The sequence below is a fragment of the Vibrio sp. D54 genome, from assembly GCF_021728075.1.
In the GTDB taxonomy this organism is placed as follows: Bacteria; Pseudomonadota; Gammaproteobacteria; order Enterobacterales; family Vibrionaceae; genus Vibrio; species Vibrio alginolyticus.
In genome coordinates, this window is record NZ_JAKKCS010000024.1 from 1 (window position 1) to 19,625 (window position 19,625).

The following is a 19,625-nucleotide window of genomic DNA, read 5'->3' on the forward strand; positions in this document are numbered from 1 at the left end:
ATACAACACCCAAGGGGTTTTGATGGACTCAATGAAAGAACATTGAATGTGTAAGAACGAGAATTAAAAAACAGCTTTCCAGATTAAAGAATTTGCTTGGCGACCATAGCGTTTTGGACCCACCTGACTTCCATGCCGAACTCAGAAGTGAAACGAAATAGCGCCGATGGTAGTGTGGGGCTTCCCCATGTGAGAGTAGGACATCGCCAGGCTTTAAATATCGTTATTTGCATAGACAAGTAACAACATCATCAGTGTACTAATCTGTTGATGACAATTTGTGGAGAGATGGCTGAGTGGTTGAAAGCACCGGTCTTGAAAACCGGCATACGTTAATAGCGTATCTAGGGTTCAAATCCCTATCTCTCCGCCACTATTCAGAAGCCTCGCTAGAAATAGCGAGGCTTTCTTCGTTTCTGACGCTTGGAAATTCGTTAGGGACTGGAATCAATCCCTTAGCTGATCGTATCCCCGGACTAGGTATCCCTGCACTATGTCACTTGAGAAGCCTTGCTTTAAGCGCGTTCTCGCTATTCACGGGTTGTGCTGCGACAGAAGTTCATAACTTTATCTTCTAACGAGAGCCATCAAGTCTGAGTATTGGCATTCCTACCTCTAAGGGTAAAGTGTTTCTGTTAACAAGAGACTTGCCTTTACTCTTTACCCTTTACTCGATGTTGCGTGCGTTAGCGCTCTTCGCTCTTAGTGTTACCTAGTGGCTCTTCGCTATCTTGCCCTGGTTGGTACAATAAACACGTTCTAAGTATTGTATAGGACAGTCCTCACTAAAGAGAATGGAGAGTATCGGAGCTTATGTGCCTATTTTTTCTTCCTACTCTATTCCAAGTTATCTACATTTTGTTAGTAGAGCTCCTTCCTAGAAGCTTAGATTTTGAAGAAAGTGAGCAAGCTATTTTTTAGAGGATTTTAGTGAGCTTAATGGAGTGCTTCTGGGAACGAACTAAAGAAGCTTTGCTGGGGCTTCCCAAAGAAGTTTAGGCGATTACAGGGCATTAGCTCTAGTGGATATTGCAGGTTTGTGTAGTGTTGATGAGTGACAGGCAATAAAAAAGCCGACAGTAAACTGCCGGCTTGGTTAGATGACCGCTACTTAGTCGTTCTGGACGAGCGTGAGAGCTTTACGAGAGACTTCGTGAGCGGCTTTAGTTAGATTCTGCTTCTCTAGTGTATCTGCTAGGAATGCATAATCAGAGACGTCAGAGCGAAGCTTTAAGGCGATCTCGAAGTGGTCTTGGGCTTCTTGCCACTTCTCTTGACGGAAATAGAAGTGCGCTAATGCGCTATGCGCAGCGGCGTTATCTGGCTCTTTCTTCACTACTCCCTCTAAGAAAACCACGACAGGGTGGATATCTGGCAGGTTTAGATCTGGCAGTAGTTGATAAAGCTCAGGAGCCGGTTGTTTTTTCAATGCTTCTTTTAGCACAGTAAAGGCTTCAGCATCTGCTTTCCGGGCTATCAACTCACGAGCAAAACAGGCGACTAGGTGTGTGTCTTGTTTTACTTTGCGTGCAAGGCCATTCCAATGAGAGATAAGCCCTTCGCTACCTTGCTGCTGTGCTACTTTATGGAGTAAGCCGCATTGCGCCTTTTGAATCAGCTCTGCGTGTTCTTCTTCCGTGATGAGTTTTGCTTTGGTTAATTGTGGCAAGAGGTCAATAAGAGGTTGCCACAATTTTAGCTGCATGTACGTTGTTTTCAGCAAGTTCAATACAATCGAATTACTCGCATACTGACCTTTTAACGATTGCAAAGTATCGAAAGCAGCCTCGAACTCGTTGTCGCGGATAAATTGTTTCGCTCGAGTCAGCTCTACTGCGAGATGAGCATTCTCTTGCTGGCTCGCTAGCTCCAGATAGTGATCACGTTTTGCTTTATCACCTTGACCTTGTGCAGCTTCAGACGCGACTAAGTAACAAAGTAGCGGCATATCGTGATGATTCGCCCAACGAGTCACTTTTTTCTCGGCACCTTTCCAGTCTCCTTCAAGGAGTTTAATAATGCCTTCATTGGTGTATCGACGGGAATGGCGCATTTTGCGCACGCTGAAGTAGTTCCATGTTGTAGAACTTGCGTAAACTAGCTTTTTAATTAGGTACTCAAGTAGAAAAAGACCTGCGAGTGCTGCGATAACGAATATGACCAATGTCGTTACGCTCATCTCGATCGTTTTCTCAGCGATGGAGATGAGTACATAGCCTTGCTGACCTGAAAATTGAGTACCAACAAATAGTCCTGCACCTAGTACAACAAATAGGAAAATAAGACGAAACATTACTTATCCTCCATACCTGTCATCGTTGTGACTTCGCGACGTAGGCGCTCACGGATGACATCTGATAGTTGAGATTGACTTTGCAGTTTCGTTGGGTATTCCACTTGAATGTTTTGCTGGCTTAACTGGTTAACAGTTTTGTTGAACTCTTTAACGGAATTATCGTCTTGGTTGAAGAAAGCTAATGCCCATTTGTCGGCCGTTTTTAGAGACATGGTGTAAATTTCACCTTGCTCTTGGTACACCGCTTTTATTGCGGTCTCCAATTTGGCTTTGATGTTTTCTTTTAGGTAAAAGTGTTGCTCAGGAGAAAGCAGTGGAATGACGTTACCATCGCGCGTGCGGAAGGTAATGAAGTTTTCTGAAAAGTCCTTCAGAGAGATCATTAAGTTATCTTGCCAGTTTGCAATATCTTCAGACACTTCAGTGTTCTCTACGACTTCTGCTTCTGGGAGTAGTGCATTGGCGAGAGGTAGCTTGTCTACTTGCTGTTGCAGAGCAGTTAAGCGTAGTACCAATCCATCACGGTCAATCAGCGGGATAGTACGAAGTTTGGTGATATCGTTCGCCATTGCTTTACGTAGTTTGACGAGGCTAGGGTCATTCAGTGCGGCAATGCGTTGATCAGCACTTTCCATTAGTTGAGTGGCGCTTTCTACGTCATGCTCTAAGAACAGTTTACGACCTGCTAATTTGACGAGGTAATCGGCTTCAGCAAGTAGCCAGTCGTTTGGTCTACGACCTTTCACATCGGCAACGGCGAGCTGTAAGCTTTCAATGCTCTTCTGTTGCTGTCCAAGTACCACTTCCGCTTTGTGTGTCACGGTCGTTGCTTTCTCGATGGTTTCTTCTTGTACCCGGCTGAGCTCTTGCTTCATGGAAGCTTGAGTGCTTTCTAGCTGACTTTTTAGTTGGGCGATCTGCGCTTGGTAATCGGCTTGCTGCTGATGTAGTTTGTATGCGAGGCCACCGCCAAAAATAATCGATAAGATGATAGCGACTGTGCCTAGTTTAACTCCGCGCTTGCCTTGTTTTTCTTCAAATTCGACTTTGGCTGGCTCGGCTGTTTTTGGGGGCTCGGCCACTTTTGGCTGTTCTTTTTTAGGGGCCGCATCCTGCTGCGATGTGCTTTTTTCGGCTATCGGTGCCGATGAGGTTTCTTCGGAAAGGTTTTTATCGTTATTTTTTTGGTCGTTATTTTTACTTGTCATGCCTATATCCTGTGTAGCTAGGGCTGGAGAGCCGCCAGTAATTCTTGGTTGGATGCGCTTCCCGTGCATCTCACCCGAGTGAACCCCCTTTGAAGTGCGATGTCAGCGATACGCTGACTGGGGATATACAACTCTTGTTGATTAAGCCAAGTCAATTGCTCTGACGTCAATTGGCTGCACAAATAATCCAGTTGCTCACCACTGGTGACGATGATCTGGTCAATTTGTAGGGTTTTCCATAGTGAGACACAGCTTACTGGATCGAATGGGATGAATTCTCTCTTGTAAGTCTCACTATAGTGAACTTTTGCGCCACGTCTCACCAATGCATCTTTGATCAGCTCTCTTCCACCGTTCCCACGAAGGATAAGAACCTGTTGTTGGGCAACATTATTGAGCTCTGGCAGTCGCAATAAATGTTCACTATCACTGACTTGGGGATAGTGTACTTTCTGTTGGGTACATTTGCTTAAATAGTGTGCTGTTTTTTGACCAACGGCAAGGTAAATGGCTTGTTTCGGCCATGATGTCTCGTTGCTGGCTAAGATTTGCTGTGCACATTGCACGGCATGTCGACTAACAGCGATAACAATTTGAGCTTGATGCAGGTGTTTAGAGAGGTGCGTGTCCGTGAGATCGGCGACAATGTCGATCAGAGGATGGTGATGTGCAGAAATGCCGTGCCTTTCGAGCAGAGAGCAAAGCGCGCTGCCTTGCTCTCCCGGCCGAGTGACCAACACTGCCATGATTATTCGTGATCTGCGTACAGCTTAGTTAGGATTTCACGAGCGCCGTTATCCAGTAGTTCATTGGCTAACTGCACTCCTAACGTTTCGCCGTCTTTACGATGGCCACGGATTTCACCACGAACAATTTCGCTGCCATCTGGTTCGCCAACTAATGCGCGTAGCCAAATGTTATCGCCATCTAGCAGGGCATAGCTGCCGATAGGTACCTGACAGCCGCCTTCTAGCGTCAGGTTCATTGCGCGCTCACACAAAACGCGGTCTACGGTGTCTTGGTGGTTAAGTGGCTCAAGCAGCTTAAGCAGTCTTTCATCGTCAAGGCGGCACTCAATACCGACAGCACCTTGGCCTACCGCTGGTAGTGATTGCTCTGGTTCGATAAAGCTACGAATGCGCTCTTCAAGCTTCAATCGTTTGAGGCCAGCCGCAGCAAGAATGATTGCATCATACTCACCCGCATCTAACTTACCAAGGCGAGTGCCCACATTACCGCGAAGCTCTTTGATGATGATGTCCGGACGATATTCTTTCAGTTGGCATTGACGGCGCAAACTGCAAGTACCAACCACGGCACCTTGAGGGAGCTCATCAATGTGGCTATAGGTATTAGAGACGAACGCATCACGAGGATCTTCACGCTCACAAATGGTCACGAGGCCAAGGCCTTCTGGGAAATCGACGGGTACGTCTTTCATTGAGTGAACGGCGAGGTCTGCACGTCCTTCTAGCATCGCGATTTCAAGCTCTTTTACGAACAAGCCTTTGCCGCCAACTTTTGCTAGTGGTGTATCTAAAATCACGTCACCTTTGGTCACCATGGTTACTAACTCGACTTCCAAGCTAGGGTGAGCGGCTTGAAGGGCGTCTTTAACAAAGTAAGCTTGCCATAAAGCAAGAGGGCTTTTTCGAGTTGCAATGCGAATCGGTGTGGATTGTGTCATGATCTTCTCAATGCTGTTTGGATTTGGGTTTATCCTACCATTCTCATCAAGAAATGCTTACTGTTAGTTCGTTATCTCTGAAGGCTATGAATGGAATTACATGACGTTATGAAAATAGTGTGACTGGATTCTCAATTAGACTAAGGACTATTATTAGTAATAGGTAATAAGAGCGACACTACCGCGCGATTAATTTTGTGACTAAAGTATGGTTTTGTATCCAGAGTGATACGCGGGCGTGAAGCTTTACCCGCACCAATAAAAGTGTTAAATTGATCACGTTTTTAAGCCATTTTGGTTTAAAACGTCAGCAGATTTTCGTGATTGTTCAACCAAGGAATTCCCCTTGCAGGCTTACACCCAAAAAATCATCCAGCGACTAGATAATTTGAATCAGCAGCGAGTTGATCGCGCGCTGGCGCTTATGGATTCGCAAAGCCAGCAAGTCTTCCATTTGATTCCTGCCTTGTTGAACTACAACCATCCTGTAATTCCTGGCTATTATGATGCCGATGTCCCGTTTGGTGTGCATGGGCTTGAACTAAATAGCATTCAGCAACAATTCATAGATGATATTCAACTTGCCATTGGTCAGCCGCTCAAGACGGTAGAAAAGCCCGCTATATTGGGTTTGTACACCATGGGCAGTACCTCCTCGATTGGTCAAAGTACTTCCAGTGATTTGGATATTTGGGTGTGTATCTCACCAGAGATGGATTGTGACGAACGCGAGTTATTGACCAATAAATGCTTACTCATCACGGATTGGGCACAAAGCAAAGGCGTGGAAGCGAACTTTTTCTTAATGGATAAAGAGCGCTTTAGAAGCAATCATTCTGAGGAGATGACAGGTGATAACTGTGGTTCATCTCAGCACTTACTTTTGCTCGATGAATTCTATCGTAGTGCGGTGCGTATTGCCGGACAGCGTTTGTTATGGCAAATCGTGCCGCCAGAAATGGAAGAGTGTTACGACGAGTACGTTTCTCAACTGTGCAGTGATGGTTACATCGACTGTAGTGAATGGATCGACTTTGGTAAATTGAACTGCATTCCTGCTGAAGAATACTTCGGCTCGAACTTGTGGCAGTTATACAAAAGCATCGACTCTCCCTACAAATCGGTATTAAAAGCCATCTTGCTAGAAGCTTACTCGTGGGAATACCCGCATACTCAATTGTTAAGCATCGACACTAAACGTCGTTTCTTTGCCCATGAGCCTGATCTCTATGGCATGGATGCGTACTACTTAATGTTGGAAAAAGTAACCCGTTACTTAGAGCGAATTCAAGACGATACACGTTTGGATTTGGTGCGTCGCTGTTTCTATCTCAAAACCCATGAAAAATTATCTCGTGAGCCGAATGTTGGCTCAGTAGCTTGGCGTCGTGAAGCGCTGAGCGATATGATTGCAAAATGGAATTGGGATGCCAGTGTCGTTGCAGAGCTCGATGACCGCCGTAATTGGAAGGTTGAACAAGTGAAGGTGGTACATCATGCATTGCTGGATGCGTTGATGCAAAGCTACCGTAACTTGATTCAATTTGCGCGTCGTAACGACATCACTTCTGCTATTAGTCCGCAAGACATCAGTATTTTGGCCCGTAAACTTTACGCGGCTTTTGAAGTATTGCCGGGCAAAGTAACGTTACTAAACCCACAGATTTCACCTGATCTGCACGAGCCTGACTTGAGCTTTATCGAAGTGAAAAAAGGGGGAGTGAACAAGTCTGGTTGGTACCTCTATAAACAACCACTTATTGCGCACCGCATTTTGGGGCAACCATATCTAGAGCATCATGAATACTTGAGTAAGTTGGTTGCTTGGGCATTCTTCAATGGCTTGATCACTGAATCGACTCGTTTACATGCCGTGGTACGTGAAGCGCAGCTAGATATTGATAAGTTTTACCAAATGGTGAGTGACTTACGAAATACTTTTGCGTTGCGTAAGCGTCGTCCATCTATGCAGGCGCTAGCGAGTCCTTGTGAAATAAGCCAGCTTGCGATGTTCATCAACTTTGAAAATGATCCGACGTCTGAACTTTCTGGTCGTTCGTTGAAAGTGGATGTTAAGAACACCGATATTTTTAGCTTTGGTCCAGAACATAAAAATTTAGTCGGCAGTGTTGACCTTGTTTACCGTAACTCTTGGCATGAAGTGCGTACGCTGCATTTCAAAGGGGAAACGGCGATGCTGGATGCACTGAAAACCATTTTGGGCAAAATGCACCAAGATGCGTTGCCACCAGAATCAGTGGATGTGTTCTGCTATGCGAAGAACATGCGTGGTGTGATGCGTAATATGGTTTACCAGCTTTTAGCTGAATGTATCGACTTACGCTTGAAACCAGTAGAGCAAGAGAAACGTCGCCGCTTTAAAGCGATGCGCCTTGGTAACCAGACTTATGGGTTGTTCTTTGAACGTCGTGGTGTGTCGGTGCAGAAGCTAGAAAATTCCATCGATTTCTACCGCAGCATTTCCACTAACAAACTCAAAGGCTCGCCGCTGTTAATGCTCGATCGTGAGCAAGAATATCAAATGCCTGAGGCGGTGGATGGGTTTGCCAGTGAAGGTCTAGTGCAGTTCTTCTTTGAAGATAACGAAGATGGCTTCAATATTTATGTGTTGGATGAGTCAAATCAAGTGGAAGTGTATCACCAATTTAGTGGCTCCAAAGATGAAATGATTTCGTCTGTAAACAGTTTCTACACGTCGGTAAAAGACGATAGTCGCGTCGCGTCGAAGTTTATTAACTTTAACCTGCCTCAGTACTATCAAATTATTCACCCTGAAGAGGGGAATGCGTATATCATTCCTTACCGTAATGACGGTTGTTCACCGAGTCGCCCGACCAAAACTGTGAATGCGTAATTAAACCCGTATCAATAAACAAAAAGAGCACTTCGGTGCTCTTTTTGTTTTGGTGACGATTGACCAGAATTATGCCCAATCAATGGTTTCGCCTGCGTGCTTTTCACACTCTTGCTTCACCATTTCAAATAGCTCCATACCCGTTTTTGAGCAGGTCCATTTACCTTCAATAAGCTTGAAGTGGAAACCACCAGATTTGGACGCTAGCCAGATCTCATGCATCGGCTCTTGGCGATTAATGATGATTTGGCTGCGGTCTTCAAATTCCAATGTCATTACGTTGCCAGTGACTTCGTAATCAATGTCTGCGCCTGAATCATCGATGGATTCTTCGATGATTTGCATCTGCGCATCCACCAGTTGATGAAATTCAGTATCGTTCATCCGTCTATCCTATTGCTTTTCCTGAGTGTGGTGCGATTATAGGGGGCATTGATTCAATAATCACGATATGCGAAATGAAAAAATTAGTTACTGTGTTGTTTGTGATGGTTGCCGCGACCTTAGCGGGGTGTGGTCAGTCTGGCTCACTATACATTCCAGATGACACTCAACAGAATGAGCAATCACAATAAATAACCGCACCTTAGGGTGAAATTAGGGTTCAGCAGTCGAATAAAATAAGGGAAGCGAATTTTGGATTACTTCAACTATCAGGATGATGGCCAGCTTTGGGCCGAAGACGTCCCACTTCAAGCTCTTGCAGAGCAATATGGCACTCCTCTTTACGTATATTCTCGAGCCACGCTAGAGCGCCATTGGAAGGCGTTTGATAGTGCTGTGGGTCAGCATCCTCACCTGGTTTGCTACGCGGTGAAAGCCAACTCAAACTTAGGCGTATTGAACACGCTAGCGCGTTTGGGATCGGGTTTTGACATCGTGTCGGGTGGTGAACTTGAGCGTGTGATTGCCGCAGGCGGTGATCCGAAAAAAGTCGTTTTCTCTGGTGTTGGTAAAACACCGGCAGAGATGAAGCGCGCTCTTGAGCTAGGTATCAAATGTTTCAACGTTGAATCTGAGCCAGAGCTAGAACGTTTGAACAAGGTTGCGGGTGAGCTTGGTGTGATTGCGCCAATTTCTCTGCGTATCAATCCAGATGTCGACGCGAAAACACACCCTTACATTTCGACTGGTCTTCGCGACAATAAATTCGGCATTGCGTTTGATCGTGCGCCAGATGTTTATAAATTCGCGCAAAGCCTGCCGAACTTGAATGTGCAAGGTATCGACTGCCACATTGGTTCTCAGCTGACCAATATAGACCCATTTATCGACGCGACAGACCGTTTATTAGCCCTGATTGATGATTTAAAAGCGCAAGGCATTAACATTCGTCACCTTGATGTCGGCGGTGGTTTGGGTGTGGTCTATCGTGATGAATTACCACCTCAGCCTTCTGATTACGCCAAAGCGTTACTAGGCCGTCTTGAAAATCACCAAGACTTGGAGCTGATCTTTGAGCCAGGCCGTGCAATTGCTGCGAACGCAGGTATCTTGCTAACGCGTGTTGAGTTTTTAAAACATACTGAGCATAAAAACTTTGCGATTATCGACGCTGCAATGAACGACTTGATGCGTCCTGCGCTATACCAAGCATGGCAAGATATTGTGCCAGTTTCACCGCGAAAGGGTGAAGCACAGACTTACGACTTGGTTGGTCCTATTTGTGAAACCGGCGACTTCTTGGGTAAAGATCGCGCACTCGTTTTGCAAGAAGGTGATCTACTCGCGGTTCGTTCAGCAGGTGCCTATGGTTTTGTGATGTCTTCGAACTACAATACTCGTACCCGAGCGGCAGAAGTGATGGTGGACGGTAAACAAAGCCACTTAGTTCGCCAGCGTGAGGAGCTGACCAGTTTGTGGCAGCTGGAACAGATTCTACCGGAGTAACACACAACAAATGCATTTCCACTTTTCCAAAATGCACGGTTTGGGCAACGACTTCATGGTCGTCGACTGTATTACCCAGAACGTGTTTTTCTCGCAAGACCTGATCCGCCGCTTGGCGGATCGTCATACTGGCGTTGGTTTTGACCAATTGCTTGTGGTAGAGGCCCCTTACGACCCTGAAACCGACTTCCATTATCGGATTTTTAATGCCGATGGTAGTGAAGTTGAACAGTGTGGTAACGGTGCACGCTGTTTTGCCCGCTTTGTTCGCTTGAAGGGGCTGACCAATAAATACAGCATCAGCGTGAGCACCAAGAAAGGAAAGATGATTCTCAACATCGAAGATGATGGGGAAGTGACGGTCAACATGGGCGTGCCAGAGTTTGAACCGAACAAAATTCCTTTCAAAGCGAAGCAAAAAGAGAAAACTTACATCATGCGAGCAGGCGACAATACCTTGTTTTGTGGTGCTGTGAGCATGGGTAACCCGCACGTAGTGACCGTGGTCGACGATGTGGATACGGCAGAAGTGGAAACTCTCGGTCCGCTGCTCGAGTCGCATGAGCGTTTCCCAGAGCGCGTCAACGCTGGCTTTATGCAGGTGATGAGTCGTGACCATATTCGTCTTCGAGTTTACGAGCGAGGCGCAGGAGAGACACAAGCTTGTGGTAGTGGTGCATGCGCGGCAGTCGCGGTTGGGATTCTGCAGGGCTTGTTGGATGAAAACGTTAAGGTTTCTCTACCTGGTGGTGAATTGCGAATTGCATGGCAAGGTCCTGGCAAGCCGTTGTTTATGACCGGACCTACAACGCATGTATTTGATGGTCAATTATCTTGCTAGTTGAAGAAAAAGGAAACGGTTTGTCTCAAGTAGAAGCAGATGCCTTAACGGCTGAAGTAGTGGCAGAGTACCTCAAAGATCATCCAGACTTTTTTGTGCAACGTCCGGAGCTTGTGGATCGTTTATCTTTCCCACACTCAGACTTAGGCGCGGTATCTTTGGTGCACATCCAAATGAATCGCCAACGTCAGCGCATTGAAGAGTTAGAGGAAGAGATCACTACACTAATGTCGCTTGCGGCGAACAATGATCGCACCTTTTACGAATTTATGGATTTGCAGGGGCAGATTCTAAAGTGTGGTGACTTTAAACAAGTCATTCATTCTATCGAAGAGAAAGCCAAAGCATTGGGCTTACGTGCGTTTGTTCGATTGTTTAGTCAATGCGACGCATCGATTCAATTGAGTAAGGAAAGTTATCAACGCTTTGCGACCACTCACTTAAATGGCAAAGATGCGTACTTAGGACGCCTTCGCAAAGTGGATCGTGAAGCTTTGTTTGGCAACATGGAAGTACCGGAAATGGGGTCCTATGTGGTACTGCCGCTCGTGAAACAGCAAACTCTGGGCGTGCTTGCTTTTTCTAGTGAAGATGGCGGCCATTTTCAGCCAGATATGGATACCTTGTTTTTGCGTCACCTATCATTAGTAGTGGCACATCTCGCTCAAACACTGGTATGGCAAAGTTACGATGACGACAACTCCCAACACTCCTCTGCCAAATAGTCTGCAAAAGCCTCTTGAGCGCTTCTATGAATTCTTACGAAGCGAAAAGGGGCTTAGCCTACATACTCAGCGCAATTACAAACAGCAGCTAGAAACAATGGCGCAGCACCTAGCTGAAATGGGGCTCAAAGATTGGTCTCAAGTGGATGCTGGTTGGGTGCGCCAATTAGCAGGTAAGGGCATGCGAGAAGGCATGAAAGCCAGCAGTTTGGCAACGCGACTCTCATCGCTGCGTAGCTTTTTCGATTTCCTTATTCTGCGTGGCGAGATGTCGGCTAACCCAGCCAAAGGGGTTTCAGCACCTCGCAAAAAACGCCCGTTGCCCAAAAACCTCGATGTTGACGAAGTGAGCCAATTACTTGAAGTCAACGAGGACGACCCGTTGGCTGTGCGCGATCGCGCCATGATGGAGCTGATGTACGGCGCCGGTTTACGTTTGGCTGAGTTGGTGGGTGTGGATGTACGTGATGTACAACTGCGTAGTGGTGAGCTTCGTGTTATTGGTAAAGGCGATAAAGAACGTAAAGTGCCGTTCTCTGGGATGGCAACCGAGTGGGTCGGGAAGTGGTTACGCGTTCGTGGTGATTTAGCCGCTCCAGGTGAGCCCGCCTTGTTTGTATCTAAGCTCGGAACGCGTATTTCGCATCGTAGCGTGCAAAAGCGCATGGCTGAATGGGGGCAGAAACAGTCTGTCGCAAGCCATATTAGTCCGCATAAATTGCGTCACTCATTTGCGACACATATGCTCGAATCAAGCAATAACTTACGTGCGGTGCAGGAACTTTTAGGGCACGAGAACATTTCGACGACCCAAATCTACACGCACTTGGATTTCCAACATTTGGCGCAAGCCTACGACCAAGCCCACCCACGCGCACGTAAAAAGAACGGGGAGTGAGCCGAAGTATGAAATTTTATCGCCGTATCGAGCCTATTAAGGCAATGACCTTTGACCTAGATGATACCCTCTATGACAACTATCCTGTGATAGTTCGCATGGAGCGTGAGTTGCTATCTTGGCTCAAGCACCATCATCCAGCGGTTGCTCATATGAACAAAGCGGATTGGTTTGCTCTCAAGCAGCGTGTTGTGCAGCAACAACCCGAGCTGAAGAGCGATGTCACTTTATGGCGTTTAGTGCAACTTCAGCAAGCCTTCTCCCAAGTAGGCTACGACGAAGACGCAGCACATGCCGCCGCGAAAGCCGCAGTAGACGTTGCGTTAGACTGGCGTAACCGTTTTGAAGTGCCGCAGCAAAGCCTCGATGTACTGGAGGAACTCGCGCAGCACATCCCGTTGGTGGCAATCACCAACGGTAATGTGGATTTAGACCGCATCGGTCTTACGCCTTATTTCCAACAGGTACTTAAAGCAGGACCAGATGGATTGGCGAAACCCGCAACCGATATGTTTACTAAAGCGAAGCGATTCTTGGATATTCCTGCGGAGAATATTCTGCATGTCGGTGATCATCTAACCACGGATGTGCATGGTGCAAAGTTGGCTGGTTTTGCAGCCTGTTGGTTTAATGATATGAATAAAAATGTCATTAACCATTCAAAAACACGTACTTTACCTGATATTGAAATCAATAGTTTGCAGCCGTTACTCACACTTTTTTAATTGCTTTCGCATTAATCCATTCTAATCTCATTTTGTGTCTAGAAAAGCAGCGCAAAGCAACGTAAATTATTCTCTATTAAATAAAAATAGTAACGCCACACGTCGTGGTGAAGATAGTGTTACGGCAGTGGTAGGTCCATGCGAGCTTTTTCAAAACTGGTTCACGATGTCAGTCAACTGAATGACTTTTTAGTCACTTTTCCGACTTCCTCAGATAAACAATATTTAGTACAAATATTGTCGACGCAATCGCGCGAAATTACGACCACACTTGCAGACGCCGTTTTGTCGTCGCTGCCGAATGCTCATGTTATGGGGCATAGTACGCGTAATGTGATTCTGGAAGGGGAGATATTTACCTCTGGTTGCCTAGTGAGTGTGATTGAATTTGAGCAAACCACGCTGACTTCTGCGGTACAAACATACTCTTACTCCCCTGACATTGATGGCGGGGAGCTCAAGCGCTCTCTTCTAATGCAGCATAATTCACAGGTGATCCTCAGCTTTGCTGTGCAAATTGAACGACGTGACTATCCCTTGTTTCAAACCTTCGCCAGTGAAGAAGTAGTGATTTCTGGAGGGTTGGCGCAGAGTATTGACGATGGCTGCTGGGTGCTATATCAAAACCGAGTTTACGATAACGCTGTGGTTGCCGTAGCTTTGCACAGTGATACTTTGAAGTTATGGACTGATGCGTATTCGGAATGGAACCCGATTGGCATGCCACACAAAGTCACTCATGCAAAAGGTACGCGCTTGTATTGTTTAGGTGAGAAGAAAGCGCTGGAAGTATACAAGCGTTACTTGGCGGATGGCCATGACGTGACGCTGAGTCAACTGCTCAGCTTTCCTTTGTATCGAGAAAGCTTAGGGCGAAAGGAAGTTTGTACGGTAACGGAGCTACACGCTGATGGCAGTATGAGCTTCGACAGGCCCTGGTGTCTTGGTGACGAAGTGCAATTTTGCTATAACCATCCCTCGTTAACGCTCGAGCAAGTGCGGCATGGTGTGGTTGAGTTAGCCATGCACCAACCTGAAGTCGTTATGATTTTTAACTGCGCGTCACGGTTAGACTTTATTGACAGCAGCGACGAAGTCCAAGCCTTCAAAGATATTGCGACGACGTTTGGTAGTTACTGTATGGGGGAACTGCATGGTGGTATTGGTCAGCCCGAAATTCTTCATCACAGCCTGACGTATTTAGCGATGCGAGAGGGAGACGAAGTGCAAACATTGAACTTGCCTAAGTCGCCCGTTAGCTCCTCTATTTCACCGTTGTTTAGCTTGATTCGAAATGCGATCGGCGATCTCAACCATATGAACGCGCATATGGGATATCAACTCGATCGCCAAACGCGCAAGTTACAAGAAAGCTATCGACGCGACAGTCGTACGGGGTTACAAAACCGGGTCGCATTGCAAGAGCGGCTGAGTAACATCGATTTGGATGAGCATTTGTTGACTCTAAAGCTACTTAACTTTAGTCATATCAACGAAAAATACGGCTACCGAGTGGGAGATCAATTACTCAAAGATCTCTCAATGCACTTTACGAATCGACTACGAAAGCGTTTCGGCATGCCAACGGCTTTGCAGCTTTATAGTATTGGGGTTGGTGAGTGGGCGTTCATATTTAAAGCTGATCAAAGCAGCGAGACCATCAAACAGCACTTTACGCGTTTTGCTGACGCGGTAGAACAAACTAATTTTGAGCCAATTGGCCTACGTGAAATAGATTATCTTTCTATCTCGCTATGCGGCGGCTTAGTGAGTCGTCGAGACTTTCCATCCGCTTCAGTAGATGAGCTCTTACTCAAAGGCATCGAAGCGAGGCGCTCCGGTGTACGCAGTAATACCCATATCTGTAATGCGAAAGATATTGAAGTCAGTGAGGATGTGCGTAAAGAGCAACTTGGATGGCTAAGTTGCGTCAGTAGAGCCATTCTTAAACAGAATATCATCACTTATAGCCAACCTATTGTGCATGCGGGTAGCCACAAATTGGCAAGCCAAGAATGTTTGGTTCGTATTCTGGAAGCCGATGGAACGGTGATTGCGCCAGGGCGTTTTCTGCCGATTATCTCTGATACGCATCTTTACACTCGACTAAGTCGGCACATGATTCATTCTACGTTGCATTATATGCGAGATAAGCAAGGTGACTTTTCTATAAACTTATCGCCGCAAGATTTGCTCAGTGATAAAACTTTAATGCTTTTAGAGCATGAAATTAGCCAGCTAAATGACCCAAGGCGAATTGGTTTAGAAGTGTTGGAATCTGAGCAGATCAAAGACTACGGCCGAATGATAGAAGTGTGCAGTCATTTTAGAAGCTTAGGGGCGCGTATCATTGTTGATGACTTTGGGTCCGGTTATTCGAATATCGATGAAATCCTAAAGTTGGAGCCAGAAGTCATAAAGCTCGATGGCAGCTTGATTCGTGATATTGATAAAGACTTAAAACAGCGCAAGATCGCTTCCCAGTTGGTGCGTTTGTGCCAGGTGTTTAACGCGGAGACGGTGGCGGAGTTCGTCCACAATCAGGAGGTGTGTACCATTGCACAAGACATGGGGGTGGATTATTTGCAGGGTTACTATCTTGGCGAGCCGACTCGACTGTTTTAATGATGTTTCACGTGAAACTTCTTGTCGTAAAAAACGCAGCGTAGGCTGCGTTTTTTGTTTGGTTCTTCTACTGAGCTTAATGGTTAACGCTTAAGAGCGTGTCCACTCTTTTCTGCTTGGAACAGAGCGAGGTAATGGGCAAAAAAGCGCTGCATTTGTTGTTGGTTGTTTTGTTCTCCAAGTTGCCCGAGCAAATGTGCAGCGACTTCAAACGTACACAAATTACCTTGTTGTTGGTTGCGTCGCAGCTGATATTGTGAGTCCGCCGACGCAGACAATCCCATAGTAGGGATACCTTCTAACCAACGGCTCTTATTGATCATCTTGCTCGCCTCTTGCCAGGTGGCATCTAAAATAATAAACAGCGGAGTTTTGGTTTGTTGCTGGCTTTGGAGTACCACATGTTCGAGTGTGATACTTTCTTCACAGGGGAAGAGCAACACCGGATACCGCGACGGATCAGCTAATAGAGTGAGCAATTCTGCTGGTGGCTGTTTGCGATCCCAGATTACTCGCTCAATGTTGAGTTGGCACTGCTCTAGTAGCTGGCCGGTATTAGTATCACGCTTCAGTTCATTCGGATGCATTAACAGCAGGATGTTGTGCTCACTGGTAAGTTTCGGCATTAGCGAGCACATACAATTGAATTGAAAACCGCAGGTTGGACACGGTTGTGACATTACAGACGAACTCCTTCGCGCACCGGGCTTATCCCATCAGAGAACAGACGCACACCACTGACTTGGTTCGGCGTTGCCGTTGGTGCCATGCTTGGGTTGAGTGGGTAGCTAACCCCAGTGTATTGCATCACGTGTTGAGCCGCTTTAGCTCCGCCACCGCTGACATTAAAAATCAGATCTCGCCAACCATGAGAGGTTTGTTGGCCGAGCATAATCGGGCTTTGCACTAGTGTAATGCGGCTATTAAATCGCCATTCCTTTTCGTGATGTTCAAATATCAGCAATGTACAGCCTCCGGAACCACACCAATCCAACTGTACCAATAGCTCTTCGTTACCATCGCTGTTGAGGTCGTAAGTTAGCCAACGGTATTGGTTATTGTTGGGGGTGGTTTGATGGATAAAGAAGTAGTTGCGCACCGCGGCATCTACTTTTGAATCAAACTCTGCACTAGAAGGGACGTCAGCACTACCGATGGGGTTGTTGGTGCGTTTTTCGGCTGGTTGCATGATGCCTTCATCACGAACGGTGGCAGGATAAAGGACTAAACCACCATCGGCGATTGGGTATACTAAGTTACCGACTTTTTCTTTGGTCGCTTTGAGCTGATTGCCTTCTCGAGTAAACAGTCGCTCTGACATTAGCCTTTGCTGTTGATGATGCGTCATGACAACTTGAACCTGAGACGGACTTAACTGTTGCCAGTAACCACGCTCGATTAATGGTGCTTGTCCATTGGCGTAACGGTATTTTGTTGTGGCGCTGTGGTCTGGGTTTAAGGTCATTTGTACTTCAAAGCCTTGTGATTGGGTTGAGGTCGCGACATAGGTATTAGCCCAGCCAAGCGTTGCATCGACGTTTGCAGCCATACCACAACCTTGATACGTCTCGCCATCATGTTTTAGTGTTGCTTTCCAGCCATACAAAGAATCGCTCATTGTGTCTGAGCAGAGGTTTTCTGTTAAGCGAAGCTCACCATCTTGTAGTTGATAAGTGCGCTGGCGAGGTTGAAGCTGACTGCTTTTAATCGCTAATTTTGTGGTTTGTTTGCCGATTTGCTGGAATGTTAGTCCATTAGCCTCAAAGCTTGCCGACCAAGAAGGCTCATTACCAAACACGCGAGTTGGTTTGTTTGGTTGCTGACAACGGTTTGGATTTTCCGTTGTGAGGAAGTTCACTTGTTCCACGACAAAGTTAGCATCGAAATCAGCAGAAAACCCATCGATGCCCGGTTGGTTGAGGTGGCCGATAACCTCGCCATACATAGTCTGGTAAGGCTCGTTATTTAACTGAATTGCTCGTTGCATTTGTTGTGGTGATAGTTGCAACCAATATTGCTTGTCGCTGCCGCAAGGCATGATGTATTGGCTCTCGTGACCGACGATCACTTTTCCGCGTAGCATAAAAGTTTGAGGTTGAATGGTTTCAGGCTTATCTAAGGTTGCTGGTGGAGAGGTTGGGTCAGCAGCACCAGATTGTGGCGGCTGTGAACTACATGCTTGCAGAACCAGCAGGGTGGCAAGCGCCACTGGGTTTTTCAAAGCCTTCATGTTATATCTTCCTCATTATTGTTACTCAATCGGCATCGGATGGCATTATGGCATATTGGTTATTTAAAACTGAACCAGATACCTTTTCTATTGACACGCTTCGAACCCAAAAGGTTTCATGTTGGGAGGGAGTTCGTAATTATCAGGCGCGCAATATGATGCGTGACCAAGTGAAGGTGGGCGATTTAGTTCTGATTTACCACTCTTCCTGTAAACATGTTGGCGTGGCAGGTATTGCTAAAGTTGTGAGAGAAGCCTATCCCGATCATTTCCAATTCGATCCCGAAAGCGATTACTACGATCCAAAGTCAGACCCAGACAACCCGCGTTGGATTATGGTGGATGTCGAGTTTGTACGTAAAACGGCGCGAGTGATTCCGTTGTCGGTGATGAAAGCGATGCCAGAACTTGAGAACATGCCGTTGGTGAAACGTGGAAATCGCTTGTCGATTATGCCCGTGACAGAAGAAGAATGGGACGCGATTCTTGGCAAAGAGAAGCTGCCAAGTCAGCGATAAAAGAGAAGGGCTGCGAATGTGCAGCCCTTCATTATTTGGAGTATTGAAGCTTACAGCAAGTGTTCTTGTAGGTAGTGTGCAACCGCATCTTCCGCATTGCTGCCAATCACTTCATTATTTGGTAGAGCTTTCATCACTTTTTCGTGTGATGTACCCATAACTAGCCCTTTACCTGCCATCGACAGCATTTCTACGTCATTCATGCCATCACCAAATGCTACGCAGTTTTCTAACGTGAGGTCGAGTTTTTTCGCTACCGCTTCAAGAGCATGGCCTTTAGATACGCCAGCGCTCATTACTTCCAAACACCAAGGCGTTGAAAATGCGATGTTCAGCTTATCACCAAACTGCTCACGTAGTTTGTTTTCAAATACGACCAAACGTTCGTGGTCTTCTCCTGGATGCGTGAAGAAAACTTTCGCAATACCGTCAGTTGGGGCTTGGTCTTCATCAAATAAGACGTAAGTGAATTCATCGTGGAAGTCACGTAACGTTTCATCATCCTTGTTCATCAACCAGCTATCATTTTGATACATGTGAATAAGTATTTCTTGATCATGTTTGATCGTGTCGATCACGCCTTGTACCAGTTCCGCAGGGACATTCTCGCTGTACATTAGCTGATCTTCCTGGTCATGCACTCGGGCACCATTCGACGTGATCATATAAGCTGGAATGCCAACTTGGCGACGGATGCTCGCAACGTCTACGTGGTGACGGCCGGTTGCAAAGACAAAGGTATAACCCTTTTCATGCAGCGCTTTTAGCGTCTCTTTTGAGTAAGCACTGAGCTGATGGTTTGGTGCGAGTAACGTGCCATCCAGATCAGAGGCAACGATTTTGGTGATCTCTTTGCAAGGTAGCGATGTGCTCATGAAGTCCTCGTAAACGGTTTGGATAGTGTGGAACAGGTGAATTGCAAACGGAGTACAGCAGACTGACTAGATCGTACTGCTCCGAATGCGGGGGAACTTGGGCCCGTAGCACTATGCGGTTAAACACTGTGTCAAAGTAGCCAAGTTCAAGCAGTGTACGCCAAAATGAGGATGAAAAAGAGGGTAAATCGATGTGTAGACATTTCCTCTTTAATCTTAGTCGTGAAATGGT

The 19,625-nt window shown here is 46.4% G+C and carries 16 protein-coding genes, 1 tRNA gene, 1 rRNA gene and 1 pseudogene; 11 read left to right on the forward strand and 8 right to left on the reverse strand.

Annotation, left to right across the window (positions count from 1 at the left end; all coding sequences use genetic code 11):
• The first annotated feature begins 95 nt into the window (after positions 1-95).
• Positions 96-212 (forward strand): 5S ribosomal RNA (gene rrf / locus L3V37_RS22005).
• A gap of 70 nt (positions 213-282) precedes the next feature.
• A tRNA-Ser gene (locus L3V37_RS22010) sits at positions 283-373 on the forward strand.
• Between the two features lie 738 nt (positions 374-1,111).
• Here L3V37_RS22010 and L3V37_RS22015 read toward each other — a convergent pair.
• Genes L3V37_RS22015 through hemC form a run of 4 tightly spaced genes read right to left on the reverse strand, consistent with a single transcriptional unit; the run spans position 1,112 to position 5,191 of the window.
• A complete protein-coding gene (locus L3V37_RS22015; RefSeq protein ID WP_237307120.1) occupies positions 1,112-2,293 on the reverse strand; it encodes a heme biosynthesis protein HemY in 1,182 nt (393 codons plus the stop codon).
• On the reverse strand, positions 2,293-3,504 hold the full coding sequence (locus L3V37_RS22020; RefSeq protein WP_237307121.1) for a uroporphyrinogen-III C-methyltransferase: 1,212 nt from the start codon (positions 3,502-3,504) through the stop codon (positions 2,293-2,295). Before L3V37_RS22020 ends, L3V37_RS22015 begins: the two co-directional genes overlap by 1 nt.
• A gap of 17 nt (positions 3,505-3,521) precedes the next feature.
• On the reverse strand, positions 3,522-4,250 hold the full coding sequence (locus L3V37_RS22025) for a uroporphyrinogen-III synthase (protein ID WP_237307123.1): 729 nt from the start codon (positions 4,248-4,250) through the stop codon (positions 3,522-3,524).
• A 2-nt stretch (positions 4,251-4,252) separates the two neighbouring features.
• On the reverse strand, positions 4,253-5,191 hold the full coding sequence (gene hemC, locus L3V37_RS22030; RefSeq protein WP_237307125.1) for a hydroxymethylbilane synthase: 939 nt from the start codon (positions 5,189-5,191) through the stop codon (positions 4,253-4,255).
• Between the two features lie 346 nt (positions 5,192-5,537).
• Here hemC and L3V37_RS22035 point away from each other — a divergent pair, with 346 nt between their 5' ends.
• On the forward strand, positions 5,538-8,066 hold the full coding sequence (locus L3V37_RS22035; protein WP_053350817.1) for a class I adenylate cyclase: 2,529 nt from the start codon (positions 5,538-5,540) through the stop codon (positions 8,064-8,066).
• A gap of 69 nt (positions 8,067-8,135) precedes the next feature.
• Here the strand turns inward: L3V37_RS22035 and cyaY are convergent, their stop codons facing one another.
• Positions 8,136-8,450 (reverse strand): iron donor protein CyaY, encoded by a 315-nt coding sequence (cyaY, locus tag L3V37_RS22040; protein ID WP_042523922.1) that lies wholly within the window; start codon positions 8,448-8,450, stop codon positions 8,136-8,138.
• Between cyaY and L3V37_RS22045 the strand changes: the two are divergent.
• The 7 genes and pseudogenes from L3V37_RS22045 to L3V37_RS22075 all read left to right on the forward strand — a co-directional run bounded on the left by L3V37_RS22045 (position 8,430) and on the right by L3V37_RS22075 (position 15,770).
• A pseudogene (locus L3V37_RS22045) lies at positions 8,430-8,641 on the forward strand (lipoprotein). The gene cyaY and the pseudogene L3V37_RS22045 overlap by 21 nt on opposite strands.
• Before the next feature lie 61 nt (positions 8,642-8,702).
• Entirely contained in the window at positions 8,703-9,956 is a 1,254-nt protein-coding gene (lysA, locus tag L3V37_RS22050; RefSeq protein ID WP_005378745.1) for a diaminopimelate decarboxylase, read from the forward strand.
• A gap of 10 nt (positions 9,957-9,966) precedes the next feature.
• Entirely contained in the window at positions 9,967-10,797 is an 831-nt protein-coding gene (gene dapF, locus L3V37_RS22055; RefSeq protein WP_005378744.1) for a diaminopimelate epimerase, read from the forward strand.
• Positions 10,791-11,522 carry a DUF484 family protein gene (locus tag L3V37_RS22060; RefSeq protein ID WP_005383398.1) on the forward strand — a complete coding sequence of 244 codons (732 nt, stop codon included), beginning with the start codon at positions 10,791-10,793 and terminating at the stop codon, positions 11,520-11,522. The genes dapF and L3V37_RS22060 overlap by 7 nt, the downstream gene beginning before the upstream one ends.
• Positions 11,488-12,420: a tyrosine recombinase XerC gene (xerC, locus tag L3V37_RS22065; RefSeq protein ID WP_005378742.1), complete on the forward strand. Its 933-nt coding sequence runs from the start codon at positions 11,488-11,490 to the stop codon at positions 12,418-12,420. Before L3V37_RS22060 ends, xerC begins: the two co-directional genes overlap by 35 nt.
• A gap of 8 nt (positions 12,421-12,428) precedes the next feature.
• The gene (yigB, locus tag L3V37_RS22070) at positions 12,429-13,145 is read left to right on the forward strand and encodes a 5-amino-6-(5-phospho-D-ribitylamino)uracil phosphatase YigB (protein WP_053350826.1); all 717 of its coding nucleotides are present in this window, start codon (positions 12,429-12,431) and stop codon (positions 13,143-13,145) included.
• A gap of 138 nt (positions 13,146-13,283) precedes the next feature.
• A complete protein-coding gene (locus tag L3V37_RS22075; RefSeq protein ID WP_053350820.1) occupies positions 13,284-15,770 on the forward strand; it encodes an EAL domain-containing protein in 2,487 nt (828 codons plus the stop codon).
• Positions 15,771-15,853: 83 nt separating this feature from the next.
• Here L3V37_RS22075 and L3V37_RS22080 read toward each other — a convergent pair whose 3' ends face one another.
• Together L3V37_RS22080 and L3V37_RS22085 are read right to left on the reverse strand one after the other, a co-directional pair.
• Positions 15,854-16,450 carry a tRNA-uridine aminocarboxypropyltransferase gene (locus L3V37_RS22080; protein WP_237307127.1) on the reverse strand — a complete coding sequence of 199 codons (597 nt, stop codon included), beginning with the start codon at positions 16,448-16,450 and terminating at the stop codon, positions 15,854-15,856.
• The gene (locus L3V37_RS22085; protein WP_213894347.1) at positions 16,450-18,000 is read right to left on the reverse strand and encodes a COG3650 family protein; all 1,551 of its coding nucleotides are present in this window, start codon (positions 17,998-18,000) and stop codon (positions 16,450-16,452) included. Before L3V37_RS22085 ends, L3V37_RS22080 begins: the two co-directional genes overlap by 1 nt.
• 47 nt (positions 18,001-18,047) lie before the next feature.
• On the opposite strand from L3V37_RS22085, the gene L3V37_RS22090 reads away from it, so the two are divergent.
• On the forward strand, positions 18,048-18,518 hold the full coding sequence (locus tag L3V37_RS22090) for an EVE domain-containing protein (RefSeq protein ID WP_005378735.1): 471 nt from the start codon (positions 18,048-18,050) through the stop codon (positions 18,516-18,518).
• Between the two features lie 50 nt (positions 18,519-18,568).
• On the opposite strand, the gene L3V37_RS22095 is transcribed toward L3V37_RS22090, so the two are convergent.
• A complete protein-coding gene (locus tag L3V37_RS22095) occupies positions 18,569-19,393 on the reverse strand; it encodes a Cof-type HAD-IIB family hydrolase (protein WP_005378734.1) in 825 nt (274 codons plus the stop codon).
• Between the last annotated feature and the right edge of the window lie 232 nt (positions 19,394-19,625).

Excerpts from the sequence above, each read along its gene's own strand:
- L3V37_RS22015 (WP_237307120.1), bottom strand. The coding sequence starts at position 2,293 with ATGTTTCGTCTTATTTTCCTATTTGTTGTACTAGGTGCAGGACTATTT.
- L3V37_RS22020 (WP_237307121.1), bottom strand. The coding sequence starts at position 3,504 with ATGACAAGTAAAAATAACGACCAAAAAAATAACGATAAAAACCTTTCC.
- L3V37_RS22025 (WP_237307123.1), bottom strand. The coding sequence starts at position 4,250 with ATGGCAGTGTTGGTCACTCGGCCGGGAGAGCAAGGCAGCGCGCTTTGC.
- hemC (WP_237307125.1), bottom strand. The coding sequence starts at position 5,191 with ATGACACAATCCACACCGATTCGCATTGCAACTCGAAAAAGCCCTCTT.
- cyaY (WP_042523922.1), bottom strand. The coding sequence starts at position 8,450 with ATGAACGATACTGAATTTCATCAACTGGTGGATGCGCAGATGCAAATC.
- dapF (WP_005378744.1), top strand. The coding sequence starts at position 9,967 with ATGCATTTCCACTTTTCCAAAATGCACGGTTTGGGCAACGACTTCATG.
- xerC (WP_005378742.1), top strand. The coding sequence starts at position 11,488 with ATGACGACAACTCCCAACACTCCTCTGCCAAATAGTCTGCAAAAGCCT.
- yigB (WP_053350826.1), top strand. The coding sequence starts at position 12,429 with ATGAAATTTTATCGCCGTATCGAGCCTATTAAGGCAATGACCTTTGAC.
- L3V37_RS22075 (WP_053350820.1), top strand. The coding sequence starts at position 13,284 with ATGCGAGCTTTTTCAAAACTGGTTCACGATGTCAGTCAACTGAATGAC.
- L3V37_RS22080 (WP_237307127.1), bottom strand. The coding sequence starts at position 16,450 with ATGTCACAACCGTGTCCAACCTGCGGTTTTCAATTCAATTGTATGTGC.
- L3V37_RS22085 (WP_213894347.1), bottom strand. The coding sequence starts at position 18,000 with ATGAAGGCTTTGAAAAACCCAGTGGCGCTTGCCACCCTGCTGGTTCTG.
- L3V37_RS22090 (WP_005378735.1), top strand. The coding sequence starts at position 18,048 with ATGGCATATTGGTTATTTAAAACTGAACCAGATACCTTTTCTATTGAC.
- L3V37_RS22095 (WP_005378734.1), bottom strand. The coding sequence starts at position 19,393 with ATGAGCACATCGCTACCTTGCAAAGAGATCACCAAAATCGTTGCCTCT.